The sequence below is a fragment of the Pedobacter sp. BMA genome (assembly GCF_001027745.1).
GTDB lineage: Bacteria > Bacteroidota > Bacteroidia > Sphingobacteriales > Sphingobacteriaceae > Pedobacter.
Genome location: NZ_LECU01000001.1, coordinates 141,459 through 159,357 on the forward strand (window position 1 = coordinate 141,459; position 17,899 = coordinate 159,357).

Sequence of the window (17,899 nt, forward strand, 5' to 3'; positions counted from 1 at the left end):
AAGAAAAATTTTCAAATTTTAAAAAATGGAGGGTTAAGAGACGAGAGCAAATATTTAGTATTTATTTTGATCTAAAAAACTGATAATAAGTCATTTATTAGTTTTTTTTTACACCAACCACTAACTATATTACACCAAACATTGACAAGTTCTAGCAAATGGTCGATCTTGACCCTATCAAATTATAGGTGAGAAGTTTCACACGCTTTTAACGCCACTGTCTTAAATAAGGAAGATTTTTAATTTCTATTTAGATAGACAAAAAAAGCCCCAACCGGGTGGTTAGGGCTTGAAAACATTAAACTTAATAAGGATTAGTTAAAGTTATAACGAACACCAAATTGCATATAATAAGTTGATGAAATAGTGGTGTTAATCCTATTCGATTCCGAAATTAACTGATTGTTAATTGTGTTTAAACGATACGTTGGCTTAACAGTTCCGCCTGCAACAAGTGCTGCCGAATTTGCTACAGCTAGTGGTGCGTTATTGTTGATTGTATATACTCCCCATTTAGAATTGATAAGGTTACCAACATTGAAGATATCAAAATAAAGTGTCAATGCATTTTTATGCCCTTCAATTTTTCCAGCATAGATTTCTTGAGAAAATCTAAAATCAAACTGATTTCTCCATGGAGCTATTGCACCATTTCTTTGAGCTACCTTACCTTTGTTATCTCTCAAGTATTTATCACTTTCAACAAGTTTGAAAAAAGCTTCAGATTGCTGAGCCGGAGTATAAGTAACGCCTCCAGTTGTATTTGAAACGAATGTGATCTCGGAAGCATCACGTGGAATATACATTAAATCGTTTACTTGATTATCTCTGTTGAAGTCATTTGAATAGTAGTATGAATATCTTCCTTGAGAACTACCCTGATAGAACAATGTCATACCGGTTTCCAAACCTTTAATCCATTCAGCTTTGTGGCTTACGCTAGCAACAACACTATGAGGAACAACGTTAGAAGTATAAGACAGCTGAGGATCATTAGAGTTACCGCTAGCTTGATATGGTAAGCTCCATAAGTTTATGATCTGGTCACCACTCTGGTCGCCGTAATTTTTAGCGTAGCTGTATGTGTATGCAGCTGTCATGTCCCAATGTCTAGCGAATGGTTTTGCTAACTGAAAGCTAGAAGAAAAATAGTCCCCACCTTTTTTGTTTGACATTACAGTAGCATCAAAATTGCTTGTTCCTGTTGAGCTGATTTGTCCTGCGCTTGTCAGCCTGTTAATGTATCTAAGAGGTACGTTTCTCAACGGGTCACCTACAGTTGTAATTGTAGCTGGGTATATGAATCTATTATCCGGATAACCGGCAACGTTTAGCGGTTGCGGATCAACCAAATTGACGTTTTGCGCAACCACAGCATTGATATCCTTACCATAAATTAACTCAATGGTACCTATAAATCCGAATGGCAACTTAGCATCTAAGCCTAAACTTGATTTCCATTGTTGAGGAAATTTAAGATCTGGCGACATTGCCGAGATATTTCCCGGAATCGAAGTTCCTGCTACTGGTAATGTTGCAGGATATAGTGCTTTATAGTTCGGATTGAAATTCGGCATATTAGGATCTGTCGAATTTGTGATCGACTGTGTGAACTGCAACATACCTGCGTCACCCGATTGAGCTACTAACCAAACGAACGGAATGCGTCCTGTAAATAATCCAGAACCACCACGTAATTGTAAACTTCTATCGCCTAAAATATCATAATTGAAGCCAACTCGAGGAGAGAACATGAGTCTCGATTTTGGCAATTCACCTGTGTTGATTTTAGTACCACCGTTAAATGTGGCCGCAGCTACCAATGGATGCGTTTTAACTTCGCTAACATCAGGATAAGTTGGTAGCTCTAACCTTAATCCCAATGTTAATTTTAATTTGTCACTAACAGCAAATTCATCTTGACCATATGCCGATAGTTGGAAAAACTTGAAGCTAGGAAAAGCCTGAGATCCGTCTGCTGTCAAGGGATAGGTCAAAGCGAAGTTTGCTGGCTTAGCATTAGTCAAAAAGTCATTCCATGAGTTATAAACATAGTAACCTGTTCCGAAACGCTGGAAACCGTTTTTTGTCTTGCTCATTTCAGCCTGTACACCGACAGTAAAATTATGTTTACCTGATGTGAAAGTCAAATCGTCATTGAACGTATATGTCATCACATCTCTTAAGTTTCCAAAAGTAAATGGCTCATAACCGAAAGATACCAAGGTTGAGTTCGGGCCTGTTCTAGGAGAAGATAATCCTTTATCTAAAATGTCAACTAAAGGGAATTCACTTCCTGGAGATGATCTAGGATCATTCTGATGTGCGAATGACGCCCTTAAAGAGTTGTTAAATTTACCAAGATTAGAATTCAACTCGGCAGTACCAGAATATAAATTAGCTTCCTGGAAGTAATTTGAATTCTGAAAACTCATTGCATAAATACTTTGACGGTTGTCGTTAGCAGTAAAGCCTGATCCTGAAGTCGAGGTACTTAAACTCGAAGGACTTTTGCTTTCAACTTGTGAATAACGAATATTGAATTTATGTTTGTCACTGATATTCCAGTCTAATCTTGCAAAGAGTTTATTATTATTGCTTTCATTGGAATATCCCTGGTATGGACCAGTTTCATATCCATATCTACTTAATAATGTTTGCCTTACCTCATCCATGAAGGCTACGCTTGGCCTTGCAATGTTCAAAGTTGCATTTTCAACTCCATTGGTTGATGCTACTTTGGTTGGACCTGGTTCGACAGTTTTCTTTCTCTCCATATTAACGAAGAAAAACAACTTATTTTTGATAATTGGACCACCTAAACTGAATCCAAACTGTTTTTCGTCAAGCTGTTGAATGTTAGAGATGACATTATCCTCAACCCTAACGCCTTGTTGCTTTTCTGAACGAAACGTATAAAAGGCGTTACCAAAGAAATTATTTTTTCCTGAACGAGTCACAGCATTAATAGATGCACCTGTGAAACCACTTTGACGGACGTCGAAAGGCGTAACGTTAATCGAAATCTCTTCTAAGGCGTCAATAGAAATTGGCGACCCGTTTGCAGGAATATTTTGTCCAATACCAAATTGGTTATTGAAGTTAGCTCCATCTACAGTAAAATTATTAGAACGGTAACTACCGCCTCCAATAGAGGTTCCATTCGCTTGTGGCGTTAAACGGGTTAAGTCATTAACACTTCTGGAAATGGTCGGTAAATTTTCAATTTGTGCTCGAGATACATTTGTTGCCGCCCCATTATGCTTACTGTTCATAATAGGATTGTTCTGCCCCCTGACTACAACTTCATTAAGGGTTGCAGTATTGTCGGATAGTTCTGCATCTACTAAGAAGGTTTCACCTAGTTTTAAATAGGCATCACTGATTTTTTTTGGCTGGAAACCTATGTAGGTAATTTCAATAACATAGGGACCACCGACACGCATATTGCCAATTGTAAAGCGTCCTGCATTGTTACTCATGGCTGTGTAAACAGATCCTGTAGGTGTGTGGGTAGCTTTTATACTTGCACCAGGCAAGGCCCCTTTGGCATCCTTGATTGTCCCTGTCATTGATGATGTAGTTACCTGTGCCGATGCACCAATTGTAATTCCTACTAAAGCAACAATAACGAGTACAAATCTTAAAAGTAAAGATTTCTTCATACTTTTTGTCTTAATTGTTTTGTGTTAGATAATGATTAATTATCGCAAGTGACCAGTCTTCATCGACCGAACTAAATTGCCCACAAATGTAATTAATAAAATTTAACAGATTTTAACATTTGCATTAAAATATTCAACAATTAACACTAACTTAACATTGGAAATCAGCTCTTCAGCCTAAAATATATCAACAAAACACTTAATTCTTTAGCAAAAGAAATTGAGAACCTATTATGTAATATAAAATCAATTCTTAAAGCCCGCTTTTTGTTTGCATTTTAATAATTTGATCTATAACTAAAAAAGCCGTTCCTAAATGAATAGAAACGGCTCGATTGTTGAAAACTTGTTATTAAAACTTTATAGATAAACCCAACGTCCAGGTTCTGCCAAAACCATAGTATACATAGTTTGATGCAGATCCATTGTTACCGATTTCATAATCACCGGCTGTTGTTGATGTTGAATAAAGATAATTTGATGTAGACTCAGACAAATAATACTTATTGAATACATTATCGATGTTCCCCCTGAGCGTTACCGGAAGGTTTTTCAACAGAAATGAGTAACTCATGCCCAGGTTAACCAAACCATAAGACGGCAATTCCCACAGTGAGGTATTTGCAGTTCCCAAGCTGGTTCCGCCAATACTGATGTTTGAATATAATTTATCGGCATAAGTATAATCTGCAAAAACTTTCACGCCTTTTAAAACTTCGTAGTTTGCACCCAATGCTGCAGTAGTCTGCGCGTTCGAACCAACTTTCAGCCCGGCGAAATAAGTGGTATAGGTTCCCGTAATTTCTCCGTTGGCATTTGTTACCACTGCCGTTGCATCTGAAGTATATTTCCAGTCGCCTGCCGAAACCATTCCTGTAAGTTCCAGTTTAGGAAAAGGTTTTGCGCTCATTTCCAGCTCGAGACCTTTGTGTAGCTCACCAAATCCTGATAAGTTAGCATATGTTGTCACATCATTTTCTGTTACCGACCTGATGAATGACCTGTCCTTCCATTTGGTGTAATAGGCATTAAGTTTTAAGTTAAATACTCCTGAACGGAAGCCATAGCCCAATTCATAATCAGTAATCTTCTCATTTTTGGCACTACCGTTTTCAGTTGTGGCGCTTGACCCCGGGAAAACAATTTTGAATAATGGTGCCCTGTTGAAATAGCCAGCATTTGCGTAAAAGTTGTGCTGGTCAGATACTTTCAGATTGATTCCACCTTTCGCTGAATAGCCTAAAAAATTATAGGTATCAGATATTGCCTGTCCGTTGATTCCTGTAAAAAATAGGGTTTCCCTGCGGTAACCGGTATTATTTAATGTTCCTGATGCAAACGCATCGATTACGTCATCAGAATATTCTGCAGACAAGTAGCCCCCTATCCAATTGACATAGCCATTGTAGTTATACACTATAGGTGTATCTCCCCCCTCCTCTGTGACCACTTGTTTTGAAGCCGAATCATAATATCCGTCAGCGCCGTACAAATTGGCCAGCTTGCCATAATGCAATCCTTTATAATAGCGGTAATCCAAACCTGCACTAAGCTTAAACTTATCTGAAATATCTCTGGAGCCATTTACAATCAAACCATACCAGTTATGGTTATTAACAGAGCTGTACATTCCTACCCCTTTAGAGGAGGTGATGATGTATTTACCCAGGTAAGGACCTGCTACAGTATAAGGGCTGATACCGGTTGTAGTTCCTATTGTTGTTCCCCTGTTGAATTTCTGGATATCATTGAAATTAATGGTTCCATCTACTGTTTGAAAGATGCTGTTGGTTACACTTGTCCCCAAAGTAGACGAGCCGTTTCCGCGACCGAATGATGCGTAGGCAACAGTATTTAGTTGAGTTTTATCATCGATTTTCCAGTAGTGATTTAAGTTGAATACGGGTTTGTGATAAACATTTTTATAGGGTGACACTTCTTCGCCCTGATAATAACCGGATTCGTAGTTATACTTTCTTCCGCTGATGTTATTCTGATAGGCGGTGTACCTGCTGGCGTACGACTGGTAATGCCATTGAGGTGCACCAGTTGCCGAAAAGGTTAGTGTATGCTTATCATTTATTTTCCAGCCTGCGGAGAGAAAATAAGTCCAGGCCTGAAAACCAGTACCATCGATATAACCGTTCCCTGAATTGTATGAGCCCAGCATTGAAAATGCAAGCCCGTTTTTCATCAGCCCGGTATTGTAACCTAATGTATACTTTTGAAAGCCATCGTTACCGATTGCATTTTTGAAAATACCACCCGCTTCGAGTTCGGTAGGCTTTGTTACCACATTGATTGTTCCTCCTACTGAAGGTACAGACAGTTTTGATGCTCCAATACCCCGCTGAACCTGAACACTGCTGGCTACATCCATCAGACCCGACCAGTTGGACCAGTAAACAGTGGCATTTTCCATATCATTTACAGGAACACCATTGATCATTACAGCCACATTGGTCATATCGAAACCCCGGATCGTAACCCTCGAATCTCCGAAACCTCCAGCTGCCTTACTGGTATATATCGAAGGCATTCCTTTTAGAATTTCCGGAAACTCGGCATTGGGACTTTTATTTTCAATCTGCTCCGCTCTGATGGTTGATATTGCGATCGGTGTTTTTCTTTCCACGGCTACACCAGCAGTAACATTTACATCCTTCATGGAGAAACCTGAAGAAACAATCGGAATCACCCCAAGATCCTGTACAGCGCCATTCAAATTGACAATCAGCTCTTTAACAATGTAACCAACTGAGTTGATACTAACTGTTGCACGGCCAGACCCCGAAACCTTTAGCTGAAAAGTTCCATCCCCTCCGGTTGAAGTTCCTGCTTTGAAATCTTTGACGATTACCGATACACCAGGTAAGGTTTCTTTTGTCACATCATCGATCACTTTCCCCTTGATTATTGTCTGGGCCATCGAAAAAATTCCGCTGAAAGCGAATAAAAGCATAAAAAATACGCTTTTAGTAAAAAATAACTTCATTATGCTAAGTTTTGTTATTAAATCTTGTTTTTTATTTGATGTCGACGCAACAAAAGTATATATAAGAAATAGCTCAGGGCTGAAACGAAATGTTAAATAAATTTATTTAACATTTTGACCCTCAATAGTGCAGGATGACCATAAAATAAGAGATGAACAGGCTATTATCACATCGTTAACTTTAGGTAAAGAAAATAATTGGTTTTGTAATGAATTTCTATTTATGATTCATTAACAAACATTTTTTTTTAGTTTTGGGGATTGTAAGAAACTGATGTTTCTACATTGTAATGCTGATGTGTTTCATAGAAGCGAGGGTAATCTTTCCGGAGAGCCTCCTCCTGCCCAGGAGATTACTTAATATAAAACAATTAAAAGAAATCTCTTTATATAGATATGAACTACGACGTTATTGTTTTAGGCAGCGGCCCAGGTGGTTATGTAGCTGCAATCAGAGCTTCACAATTGGGAATGAAAGTTGCCATTGTAGAGCGCGAATCATTAGGTGGTATTTGTTTAAACTGGGGTTGTATCCCAACTAAAGCGCTTTTAAAAAGTGCTCAGGTTTTTGAATATATTAACCATGCTGCTGATTACGGAATTACTACTTCGGGAGCCACTGCAGATTTTGCAGCTGTGGTAAAACGCAGTCGCGGTGTTGCCGACGGAATGAGTAAGGGCGTTCAATTTTTAATGAAGAAAAATAAGATTGACGTAGTAATGGGTACTGGTAAAGTGAAACCAGGAAACAAACTAGAAGTGAAGGGTGCTGATGGTTCTCAAAAAGAATTAACAGCGAAAAATATTATTATCGCAACAGGTGCGCGTTCGAGAGAGTTACCTAACCTGAAACAAGACGGTAAAAAAATCATTGGCTACCGTCAGGCAATGGTGCTTCCTGAGTTACCAAAAAGTATGGTAGTGGTAGGATCGGGTGCTATCGGCGTGGAGTTTGCTTATTTTTATGCCACGATGGGAACTAAGGTGACGATCGTAGAATTTATGGAGAATGTTGTTCCGGTTGAGGATGAAGATGTTTCCAAACAATTATTGCGCAGCCTGAAGAAAACCGGTATCGATGTAATGACTTCAGCATCTGTTGAAGCGGTTGACACGAGCGGTGCAGGTTGCAAAGTTTCGGTAAAAACAGCATCAGGTATGCAAACGATCGAAGCTGACATCGTCCTTTCTGCTGCTGGTATTGTGGCCAATATCGAAAACATCGGTTTGGAAGAAACAGGTATCAAAACGGAGAAAGGCAAAATTGTTACGGATGAATTTTATAATACTTCAGTAAAAGGTTATTATGCCATTGGTGATGTGGTTGGCGGACAAGCTTTAGCACACGTTGCTTCTGCGGAAGGTATTATCTGCGTAGAGAAAATTGCTGGTCAGCATGCTGAGCCATTAGATTATAACAACATCCCGGGATGTACTTACTGTACACCAGAGATTGCATCTGTTGGTTATACAGAAAAAGCAGCTAAGGCAGCTGGTTATGAGTTAAAAATTGGCAAGTTTCCATTCTCCGCATCCGGTAAAGCGAGTGCTGCCGGTGCAAAAGATGGTTTCATTAAATTAATTTTTGATGCGAAGTACGGCGAGTTACTGGGTGCACACATGATTGGTGCGAATGTTACCGAGATGATTGCTGAAATTGTGGTTGCCCGTAAACTGGAAACTACCGGTCATGAGATGATTAAATCAGTACACCCTCACCCAACCATGAGTGAAGCGATTATGGAAGCTGCTGCTGATGCATACGGCGAAGTGATCCACTTGTAGTCCGAATTCCTTCCGGAAATCTGATTTGTATAAATAAAATAAGAAAACCCTTTAGATAAACTGAAGGGTTTTCTTATTTTTAGTGTTTTCAGACCTGATAATTCATACGAAATACCTGATACCAGAAAATGAAACTGCATACCATAAATACCGGATTATTCAAACTTGATGGCGGCGCTATGTTTGGCGTTGTACCAAAAGCCATCTGGCAACGTACGAACCCCGCCGACGCAAATAATCTTTGTACGTGGGCTATGCGTTGTCTGTTAATTGAAGATGGTGACCGTTTAACTTTAGTTGATACGGGTATCGGCAATAAGCAGGATGAGAAGTTTTTCAGTCACTATGATTTGCACGGTGATGATTCAATGGAGAAATCACTGGCAGCACTGGGTTTTGGCAAAACCGATATTACAGATGTTTTTTTAACACACCTTCATTTCGACCATGTAGGTGGGGCAGTGATTCGTGAAGGGGCACAACTCACACCAACGTTTAAAAACGCGGTATACTGGAGCAATGAGAAGCACTGGCAATGGGCCACGGTACCCAATGCAAGGGAAAAGGCTTCATTTTTAAAGGAAAATATATTACCAATTCAGGAAAGCGGACAATTACAGTTTATTGAGGAAACTGATGATATTGAGTGGCAAAAAGATATTCATATTGGCTTTGCCTATGGGCATACAGATGCCATGATGCTTCCGAAAATCAGTTACAAAGGCCGCACTATTGTTTACATGGCGGATCTACTTCCATCAGTAGGACACCTGCCCCTGCCCTATGTAATGGCATATGATATGTTTCCGTTAAAAACATTGACAGAAAAACAAGCCTTCCTCGAAGAGGCTGCCGAAAACAATTATATCTTATATCTGGAGCACGATCCGGTGAATGAGTGTTGTACGGTTCAGCGGACTGAAAAAGGAATCAGGGTCGCAGAGACTTTCCGCCTGGCAGAGCTGGGGTAACCGAAACAGCAAGGCCATAAATTTATTTTCACTTTTATTTGTATTTAATCTAAATAATGTGAATTTTTGTGTCCGATGGAAAAAGCTTGTATTGATATCAATCAACTCGTTAACGTGTTCTCTAATAATCATGGTTCTGTTTATCAATCTGATAAGCTAAACTGTTTTTATATCGATTTCGGAGGTAAGTTTGCCCGTTTCAATTGCCTTTCTCTTCAAAAACTTAAGAAGACTGTTGAAAAAATTGATATCGAAGATCTTTTACTAAATACTAAAAGAGCAGATTTCGAATTAGTTACTTTCAATGGGTGTGAGCACATCTATCTGCTTAGTGCGCTTGAAATTATCGCATTAAAGGATCTTTTGCATGGCACTTTTACCATGTTTAAATTAAACCACCTGGTGAACGATTGCCTGTACAGACTGGTTTACTAAACAAACCAGCGTATTTAAGACAAGGGAAACCGAGACAAAAATCTTTCTCTTTGTATCAAACCTTACCCCCATCTTACTGCTAATCAAACAGAATCCGTATAGCGTTATATCATTTGTTTTACATGCGATTGTCGCTATTTAAAATCATTACAAATAACTTATTATCAGCAATTTAGACTAATTTCATATTGCAAATAAATTCTACAAATGAACAAATTCGGTTTACATTTGTATTGTTATTAAAGCACAGAATTATGAAAGATCTAATGCGTATCAAATGTTTAATATCACAGGATATTGAAACACTTTTAAATCAGCAAATTAAAAAAGAGGCTCACTCTTCATCACTATATTTAGCAATGGCATCATGGTGTAACCAAAACGGTTATGACTACTCGGCCGATTATTTCACCAAGCAATCTGACGAGGAGAGAATGCATCAGCTTAAATTATTCAAATATGTTTTGGATATGGGCGGTAATGCAATTTCTCCGGAAGTAACTGGTATCAAAACAGAATTCGGTGGATTCAGAGAAGTTTTCGAAGATGCACTTGAAGCTGAAATTGCCATTACTCAAAGCTTTAAAAATTTAGCATCAAGATGCCATAAAGAACAGGATTTCGTAACGATGGAATTTTTAAACTGGTTCTTGAAAGAGCAACGTGAAGAAGAGTACAAAGCGCGCAGAGCACTCGAATTATTCGAAGTGATTGGTGAAGAAGGTACTGGAAGATGGGAAATTGACAAGCATGTTAATGACATCACCTATTCTGAAGACTAGAATAACAACTAACAAAACATATATGGAAAAGCTGTTTCGAAAGAAATGGCTTTTTTTTGTTTTGAAATGAATCTATGTTAAAAAAGAAAGCTCCTATGTTTTACATAGAAGCTTCTTTTAGTTTAGGTTGTTTGGTTTATGTTGATTATGAATAAGTCTTGTAAGCTTTATAAAAAAAGCGCCGTTACCAGCGCTTTTTTTAAACCAAATATATAATAATAATTAACGAGCATTACAAAAGTACACATATTATTTCAATATACAAGTGTTTTTCATAAATAAATTAAATATTTCTAATAAAAACTTAAATAAAAGGAAAAACAAGCGTATTAATGTCATTAAAATACGTTCGAAAATGAATTATCAGATATTTTTTAAGACAAAACTTGCATTTTTAAATATCAAAATCATACTTTAAGCAAATATTTAAGTCTTATGGTAGAAAATTTTATAAAAAATTACTTAAATCAACCCAATACTTACGATGAAATGTTTTTGAATAGTGACAACTATCGAAATCATTATTCAAACTTCATTAACAACTTCTCAAAGGAATCGCTCGAAAATCTGAACAAAAAAGACGAACTGGCAAAAAAGTTATTCATGAGCCAGGGAATTACCTTCACTGTATACGACAGCGGAGAGGGAATTGAGAAAATATTCCCCTTTGATATCATCCCCCGTATTATTACCTCAACGGAATGGTCATTCATTGAAAAAGGCATCAAACAACGGTTGCGGGCATTGAACCTCTTTTTGAAAGACGTTTACAGCAATCAGTTTATCATCAAGGATCAGATCGTTCCGATTAATGTGATCTATTCCTGTCCGCATTTTTTACGGGAAATGCACAATGTCAATGTGCTTCACGACATCTATATCCATATTGCCGGTATCGACCTGATCAGAGATCACGACGGGACCTTTTATGTGTTAGAAGATAACCTGCGCACGCCATCAGGCGTAAGCTATATGCTGGAAAACAGGGAAATTACAAAAAGACTTTTCCCTGATCTGATTCCACAATGTGGCGTAAGAAGTGTAACAGAGTACCCGGCCATATTGTATAAGAATCTAATGGCGCTTTCGCCAAGAGCCGTTTCAAATCCTACGATTGTACTGCTGAGCCCGGGGATGTATAATTCTGCTTATTATGAGCATACCACACTGGCCAGACTTATGGGTGTAGAACTGGTCGAAGGCAGGGATCTGGTGGTCAAAAATCAGAAAGTCTTTATGAAGACCACTACCGGCTTGCAGCAGGTTGATGTGATTTACCGCCGTGTAGATGACGACTACCTGGACCCGTTGGTATTTAACCCGAACAGTGTGCTAGGCGTTGCCGGTTTAATGGGCGCGTATCGCAAAGGAAATGTGGCCATCGTAAATGCAGTAGGAAATGGTGTTGCTGATGATAAGGCCGTGTATACCTATGTTCCGGATATGATCAGGTATTACCTGAATGAGGAACCGCTTTTAAAAAATGTACCCACCTATCAATTAAGTAACCAGGATGAATTAAATTATGTTTTTGAGAACATTAATAAGATGGTGATCAAAAAGACAAACGGCAGTGGTGGTTATGGCATGCTTATGGGGCATTCCGCTACCGAACAGGAAACTGAAGAGTATAAACTGGAAATCCTGAAAGATCCCAGAAACTTTATCGCACAGCCCACCATCAGTTTGTCTTCTGCCCCCTGCTTCATCAATGGTAAACTGGCTCCCAGAAGGATAGATCTGCGTCCTTTTGCACTTAACGGACCTGATGGAATATCTATCGTTCCCGGAGGCTTGACAAGAGTGGCCCTGAAAGAGGGATCGCTGGTGGTGAACAGCTCACAAGGCGGAGGCAGCAAAGATACCTGGGTTTTAACTTCTTAGAATAATAATATGTTAAGTAGAGTAGCATCAAGCTTATACTGGTTAAGCAGATATGTGGAGCGCAGCGATGGCATGCTGCGCATGTTGAAAATCAATTACGCCTCATCGCAGGATACCATACAGGAGTTTACATGGAAACCAATCATCAGGATTTTCTCTTCTGACGATGAGCCGGAACTGTTAAACATTCAGCACGACAGCCGGGCCGTAATCGAATATTTGCTTTTAAATAGGAACAACCCGAATTCCATTTTAAATATTGTTACCCTGGCAAGGGAAAATGCCCGCAGCGTACAGGAACATATCCCAAAGGACTTATGGCAATGCCTGAATGAGTATTACCACACGGTTAAGGATGAGAAACTGCTTTGGTATGTTCAAAAAGATGACCCCATTACAGCATTGGATATCCTGATTAAACAGGTAATGTTGTACCATGGAACGGCAGATAGCGCAATGGAACGCGGAGAAAGCAGAAGCTTTATGAAAATAGGCAAGCATCTTGAACGCAGTATACAGTCTATTGATATCCTGGATATCAAATTCAGGTTTATTACGGATAATCCTGATTTACTTACGGATATTGCTTACTGGAAACACCTGCTGCTTTCCATTGGAGGCTACGAGCTGTACCTAAAGACTTACCGCCAGGGATTTGATGCCAAGAACATCATTGAGCTGGTGATGCTGAACAACGATTTCCCCAGATCTGCACTGTACTCCATGAACAATATCGACAGGTATTTTAGCCGGTTAAAAAGTGAAAGTAATATAGAACATTATAACAATCTGTTGTTCAAAATCGGCAGGTTAAAAAGTATGATCACTTATAGCTCCGTGAATACCATGGAAGAGGAACAATTGCATCATTATCTAACAGAAATCAGATCTGAACTTTACGGCATCGGTAACTTATTGAACGAATATTATTTCGCAAATTCATAAGAATTCTGATACCAATAAAAAGCCAACCATATGCCAGTATTCAAAATCAAACACATCACCAATTACAAATATGAGTCGCCGGTTCGTGACAGCGCGAACCAGATTATTCTATTCCCGATAAAGGACGACTTTCAAAAAGTTGTGAAACACGACCTAAATATTTCAGGAAGCCCGGAAATTGAGCTGTTCATCGACTATTATGGAAATGAGGTGGGTACATTTACACAAAACGAACCCCATACCCAGCTTAAAATATTTTCAAAAGTAAGTGTGGAGACCTTTCCGAAGCCATTACCACAAGATGACATGTTTAGCAGTGAGGAGTGGAATAGTTTAGAATATCTAAAGTATGAAGTTCCCTATATAGATTACCTACGCCAGGAACCTTTTGATGGCATTATGCAGCTGAAGGAAACTGCGTTAAGTATCAAAAACGGTGAGGATACTCCTTTTCAAACAGCTATAAAATATTGTGCCCACGTTTTCAGCAGCTATGAATATATTAAGGGAATTACGGCAGTAGATACTACTATTGACGAGATTTTGAAGCTGAAAGCCGGCGTTTGTCAGGATTTTGCGCATGTACTTACTGCGATGCTTAGGCTAACAGGAATTCCTGCCCGTTACGTGAGCGGCTATATTTGCCCGAACAGGGATGGCATGCGGGGCGAAGGGGCTACCCATGCCTGGGCTGAGGCGTACTTACCGGAATATGGCTGGCTGGGCCTGGACCCTACCAATAATTGTATTGCGAATGAAAACCATGTAAGGCTCGCTGTTGGAAGAAACTTTACAGACTGCTCTCCGGTTAAAGGGGTTTACAAAGGTGGTTTCGAACACATTATGGAAGTAAATGTTTCTGTTGGCTATAATGATGAAGATCTTGACAGCGACATCTATTTTCAGCCGAAGGAGGTGAATTACACGAAGCCATCAGGATTAACAACCACCGCCAGAACCCAGAACAGTTACCAGCAATACATGGAAGCCATGCAGCAGCAACAACAGCAACAACAATAAGCGCTATTTAGGGAATAATTTTAATACTGAAGGCAGACCTGCAAAAAACTGAAATTTGGCGCTCATAAACTGAGCACTCGTAGTGTTTTTTTTCTAAATTTGCGGCTTATTATAAATAACAATATGATTAAGAGACAGCAAATTAAAGATTTATTAAAATCGACAGCATTTGACACCGAGGTAACGGTTATGGGATGGGTTAAAACCTTCCGTAATAATCAGTTTATTGCATTGAATGACGGATCTTGCATGAGCAATATCCAGGTTGTGGTTGATTTTAATAATTTACCTGAAGAGCTGTTGAAACGAATCACAACCGGAGCATCTATTTCTGCGACGGGTAAACTTATTGAATCATTGGGAAAAGGTCAGACTGTGGAGGTTAAAGCTACGAGTCTGGAGATTTTAGGGGACAGTGATCCCGAGAAATTCCCATTGCAACCAAAAAAACACAGCCTGGAGTTTTTGCGTGAGATTGCTCACCTTCGTTTCCGCACCAATACTTTCAACGCGGTTTTTAAAGTTCGCCACGCGCTGGCTTTTGCCATTCATCAGTTTTACAACGAAAGAGGCTTCGTTTATATGCATACCCCGGTAATTACTGCAAGTGATGCTGAGGGTGCAGGTGAAATGTTTAAAGTCACCACTCTGGATTTTGACAACACTCCCCGCACGGAGGATGGGAAGGTTGATTTTTCACAGGATTTTTTCGCCCGTGCGACAAATCTGACTGTTTCGGGCCAGCTGGAAGGTGAGCTTGCAGCAATGGCTTTCGGAAAGATTTATACATTCGGACCAACATTCAGGGCTGAGAACTCCAATACAACCCGACACCTGGCCGAGTTTTGGATGATTGAACCCGAATTTGCTTTCGCAGACCTTGAAGATAACATGCAGCTTGCGGAAGATATGATGAAGTATGTTATCAAATATGCTTTAGACAACTGCAAAGAAGAACTGGAGTTTTTGAATACACGTTTAGCTGAAGAGGATAAACAAAAACCACAAAATGAGCGAAGTGAGTTTGGATTACTGGAAAAGTTGGACTTCTGTTTAGCAAACGATTTTGAGCGTTTGACTTATACAGAGGCCATCAGAATTCTAAAATCATCGAAACCAAATCAGAAAAAGCAGTTTAAATATTTAATCGACGAATGGGGTGCAGATCTGCAAAGTGAGCATGAGCGTTACCTTGTTGAAAAACACTTTAAAAAACCGGTAATTTTAACGGATTATCCTGCAGACATTAAATCCTTCTACATGCGCCAGAATGAACCAGACGCGGAAGGCAGACAAACGGTAGCTGCTATGGATATTTTATTTCCGGGAATTGGCGAAATGATTGGCGGATCGCAAAGGGAAGAACGTTTAGATCGTTTGACCAAGCGTATGGAGGATATGAATATTCCTCAGGACGAACTTTGGTGGTATTTAGATACACGCCGCTTCGGTACAGCACCACATGCCGGATTTGGATTAGGTTTTGAGCGTTTGGTACTTTTCGTTACCGGAATGACCAATATCAGGGATGTAATTGCGTTTCCGCGCTTCCCGAAGAACGCAGAGTTTTAAAAAAAGAGAGCCATTTGAAAATCAAATGGCTCTTTTCTGTTAATGACAGGTAGGTTGTGATATGAATGTGATTAAAATAAAGAGGAGCAAAACCTGAGTCTCACTCCCCTACCTTAAACTAAACATCAATTATCTCTATAGATAGATTTTTTTAACTTAATTTTTTACCGGTTTTAATGAACAGGTTGGCAATCTTTTTAACGTCAGAGCCTGTTAAGAATTCATCAAAACTTTCAGCAGCGTGTGATTGAGTAGTAGCAGTACCATTAATTCCTGTGATCTGAATTCCGGCCTGAGTAGTATTTTGTTCACCTGCGTAAACGGCATCAACAGCTGTTACACCGGTATCATTACCAGTAGCGGTATAAGCAATCCAAGGTTTCAATGCACTTGCGCCTGTAACGTTGGCAGCAACCATCTGGCGGATGTGTGAAGCATGACGTGCTTCTACTGAGTGAATTTGCAATGCTGTAGTTAACACCGCATTACCTTTCAATATTGGCGCCTGACCTTTATAAGCCCTTACACCTGTATCTTCAAAAGCCAATGCCACTTTTAGGAAGGTTTGATAGTTGGTATCAACATCAGCAAATCCACCACCAGCAGTGAAATCAAAGTCATTGTAAACATAACCATCTGCGCCTGTAATTTGCAAAGCTCCTTTTAATAAATCTACGTGTGCACGTTCGTGATCGCGGATGGTTGTAATTGCCGCTCTTGGTGCACCTGTTGGAATATAGGTAGCCGTTGCTACAGATAATGCACGGTTATAGTAGTTATATTCCAGATACTCTAATGCTAAAGCAAAGTTTAACACATCAGTTACGGTACTTGGGTTGGTTTGTCCATAAGCTTTGTTGAACATAGATCCCATGGCAAGTGGTAAAGCAGCAAGGGAGATTTTTTTACCGATATTGTAAAAGTCTCTCATCGCTTTACGGCGAGGGTTTAATCTCTCATAGATCTCACCATCAACTTTTTCTATTTCGTCTAATATATTTAGGATATTCATGATTGTAGATTTTAAAGATTAAAGGTTAATTACGTTAATTTTCGTTTTGATGTATTTTCCGGCAATACCTAAAACTTTGTCTGGAGTTAAAGCGCCATCCAATCCACTTGCGTTTACTGCACCCAAGGCAGTCATACTTGCCAAATCTGCAAAAGATCCGTTCGAGATGATATCTCTTACATAAGCAGCGTGACGTGCTTCAACCGAAACGATCTTACCTGCCAATACCAGATAATCTGTACTCTTAATTCTAACCCCTGCTCCATTGTAGGCTGCAACACCTAAATCTTCAAAAGCCATTGCTGTAGCTAAAACACTTGATGCGCTGGTAAAATCGATAGAAGAAAAATCTACTTCTAAACTTCCTATAGCAGCTGTGCTTAAAGCATTTTTAAAGAATTCGCGGTGAGCAATTTCATGAAACTGTATATCCTGGAAGTAAGCTCTTTGAGCTGTAGTGAAAGTTGATGGTGGAGCAGAAGCTACTTTTACATAAAATGCAGCCTCAAGCTGTTCTAATGCATAAGCGTAGTTTAAAACCCCGAAATCATCTTTAAAATCTAAAGTAGCGCCAGTTGAGATATCGCCAAAGTTGCGGTCTTTTCTACATCCTGCTGCTACCAGGGCAAGAGCAGCGGCACTTGCACCTGCATATTGCAGAAACGATCTCCTGCCAACTGCACTGTTTAACAAACTTTCGTCAAGTTCATTTTTGGTTTCTAGTTCATTGTTTTTCATAATGAGAATTTTTAGGTATTTTGATTTCGTTTGATGATACATACGTGACAATTTTCAAACTGGTTTTTGTAATCGTATTTTTTTTTGTGGGGCTA

12 protein-coding genes are annotated in these 17,899 nt (G+C 39.3%); 8 read left to right on the forward strand and 4 right to left on the reverse strand.

Features of this window, described 5'->3' with window-relative positions; all coding sequences use genetic code 11:
- Positions 1-314: 314 nt before the first annotated feature.
- Together AB669_RS00550 and AB669_RS00555 are read right to left on the reverse strand one after the other, a co-directional pair.
- Positions 315-3,665 (reverse strand): TonB-dependent receptor domain-containing protein, encoded by a 3,351-nt coding sequence (locus tag AB669_RS00550; RefSeq protein ID WP_047797340.1) that lies wholly within the window; start codon positions 3,663-3,665, stop codon positions 315-317.
- Between the two features lie 352 nt (positions 3,666-4,017).
- Positions 4,018-6,660 (reverse strand): TonB-dependent receptor domain-containing protein, encoded by a 2,643-nt coding sequence (locus AB669_RS00555; protein ID WP_047797341.1) that lies wholly within the window; start codon positions 6,658-6,660, stop codon positions 4,018-4,020.
- A gap of 396 nt (positions 6,661-7,056) precedes the next feature.
- On the opposite strand from AB669_RS00555, the gene lpdA reads away from it, so the two are divergent.
- The 8 genes from lpdA to asnS all read left to right on the forward strand — a co-directional run bounded on the left by lpdA (position 7,057) and on the right by asnS (position 16,054).
- Entirely contained in the window at positions 7,057-8,445 is a 1,389-nt protein-coding gene (gene lpdA, locus AB669_RS00560; protein ID WP_047797342.1) for a dihydrolipoyl dehydrogenase, read from the forward strand.
- Between the two features lie 128 nt (positions 8,446-8,573).
- On the forward strand, positions 8,574-9,416 hold the full coding sequence (locus tag AB669_RS00565; RefSeq protein ID WP_047797343.1) for an MBL fold metallo-hydrolase: 843 nt from the start codon (positions 8,574-8,576) through the stop codon (positions 9,414-9,416).
- Between the two features lie 75 nt (positions 9,417-9,491).
- Positions 9,492-9,851, forward strand: a complete 360-nt coding sequence (locus AB669_RS00570) for a hypothetical protein (protein ID WP_047797344.1) — start codon at positions 9,492-9,494, stop codon at positions 9,849-9,851.
- Between the two features lie 254 nt (positions 9,852-10,105).
- Positions 10,106-10,633, forward strand: coding sequence for a ferritin (locus tag AB669_RS00575; RefSeq protein WP_047797345.1), 528 nt, complete (start codon positions 10,106-10,108; stop codon positions 10,631-10,633).
- A gap of 435 nt (positions 10,634-11,068) precedes the next feature.
- The gene (locus AB669_RS00580) at positions 11,069-12,517 is read left to right on the forward strand and encodes a circularly permuted type 2 ATP-grasp protein (protein ID WP_047797346.1); all 1,449 of its coding nucleotides are present in this window, start codon (positions 11,069-11,071) and stop codon (positions 12,515-12,517) included.
- 9 nt (positions 12,518-12,526) lie between these two features.
- A complete protein-coding gene (locus AB669_RS00585) occupies positions 12,527-13,462 on the forward strand; it encodes an alpha-E domain-containing protein (RefSeq protein WP_047797347.1) in 936 nt (311 codons plus the stop codon).
- 30 nt (positions 13,463-13,492) lie between these two features.
- The gene (locus AB669_RS00590) at positions 13,493-14,482 is read left to right on the forward strand and encodes a transglutaminase family protein (protein WP_047797348.1); all 990 of its coding nucleotides are present in this window, start codon (positions 13,493-13,495) and stop codon (positions 14,480-14,482) included.
- Positions 14,483-14,605: 123 nt separating this feature from the next.
- The gene (asnS, locus tag AB669_RS00595; RefSeq protein WP_047797349.1) at positions 14,606-16,054 is read left to right on the forward strand and encodes an asparagine--tRNA ligase; all 1,449 of its coding nucleotides are present in this window, start codon (positions 14,606-14,608) and stop codon (positions 16,052-16,054) included.
- A gap of 151 nt (positions 16,055-16,205) precedes the next feature.
- Here the strand turns inward: asnS and AB669_RS00600 are convergent, their stop codons facing one another.
- Both AB669_RS00600 and AB669_RS00605 read right to left on the reverse strand, forming a co-directional pair.
- Positions 16,206-17,066, reverse strand: a complete 861-nt coding sequence (locus tag AB669_RS00600) for a ferritin-like domain-containing protein (protein ID WP_047797350.1) — start codon at positions 17,064-17,066, stop codon at positions 16,206-16,208.
- 18 nt (positions 17,067-17,084) lie between these two features.
- Positions 17,085-17,804, reverse strand: a complete 720-nt coding sequence (locus AB669_RS00605) for a ferritin-like domain-containing protein (protein ID WP_047797679.1) — start codon at positions 17,802-17,804, stop codon at positions 17,085-17,087.
- Between the last annotated feature and the right edge of the window lie 95 nt (positions 17,805-17,899).

What these genes read in the sequence shown, in the direction of transcription:
- AB669_RS00570 (WP_047797344.1), top strand. Translation starts at nt 9,492, where the DNA reads ATGGAAAAAGCTTGTATTGATATCAATCAACTCGTTAACGTGTTCTCT.
- AB669_RS00550 (WP_047797340.1), bottom strand. Translation starts at nt 3,665, where the DNA reads ATGAAGAAATCTTTACTTTTAAGATTTGTACTCGTTATTGTTGCTTTA.
- AB669_RS00555 (WP_047797341.1), bottom strand. Translation starts at nt 6,660, where the DNA reads ATGAAGTTATTTTTTACTAAAAGCGTATTTTTTATGCTTTTATTCGCT.
- AB669_RS00565 (WP_047797343.1), top strand. Translation starts at nt 8,574, where the DNA reads ATGAAACTGCATACCATAAATACCGGATTATTCAAACTTGATGGCGGC.
- AB669_RS00600 (WP_047797350.1), bottom strand. Translation starts at nt 17,066, where the DNA reads ATGAATATCCTAAATATATTAGACGAAATAGAAAAAGTTGATGGTGAG.
- AB669_RS00590 (WP_047797348.1), top strand. Translation starts at nt 13,493, where the DNA reads ATGCCAGTATTCAAAATCAAACACATCACCAATTACAAATATGAGTCG.
- asnS (WP_047797349.1), top strand. Translation starts at nt 14,606, where the DNA reads ATGATTAAGAGACAGCAAATTAAAGATTTATTAAAATCGACAGCATTT.
- AB669_RS00585 (WP_047797347.1), top strand. Translation starts at nt 12,527, where the DNA reads ATGTTAAGTAGAGTAGCATCAAGCTTATACTGGTTAAGCAGATATGTG.
- AB669_RS00580 (WP_047797346.1), top strand. Translation starts at nt 11,069, where the DNA reads ATGGTAGAAAATTTTATAAAAAATTACTTAAATCAACCCAATACTTAC.
- AB669_RS00575 (WP_047797345.1), top strand. Translation starts at nt 10,106, where the DNA reads ATGAAAGATCTAATGCGTATCAAATGTTTAATATCACAGGATATTGAA.
- AB669_RS00605 (WP_047797679.1), bottom strand. Translation starts at nt 17,804, where the DNA reads ATGAAAAACAATGAACTAGAAACCAAAAATGAACTTGACGAAAGTTTG.
- lpdA (WP_047797342.1), top strand. Translation starts at nt 7,057, where the DNA reads ATGAACTACGACGTTATTGTTTTAGGCAGCGGCCCAGGTGGTTATGTA.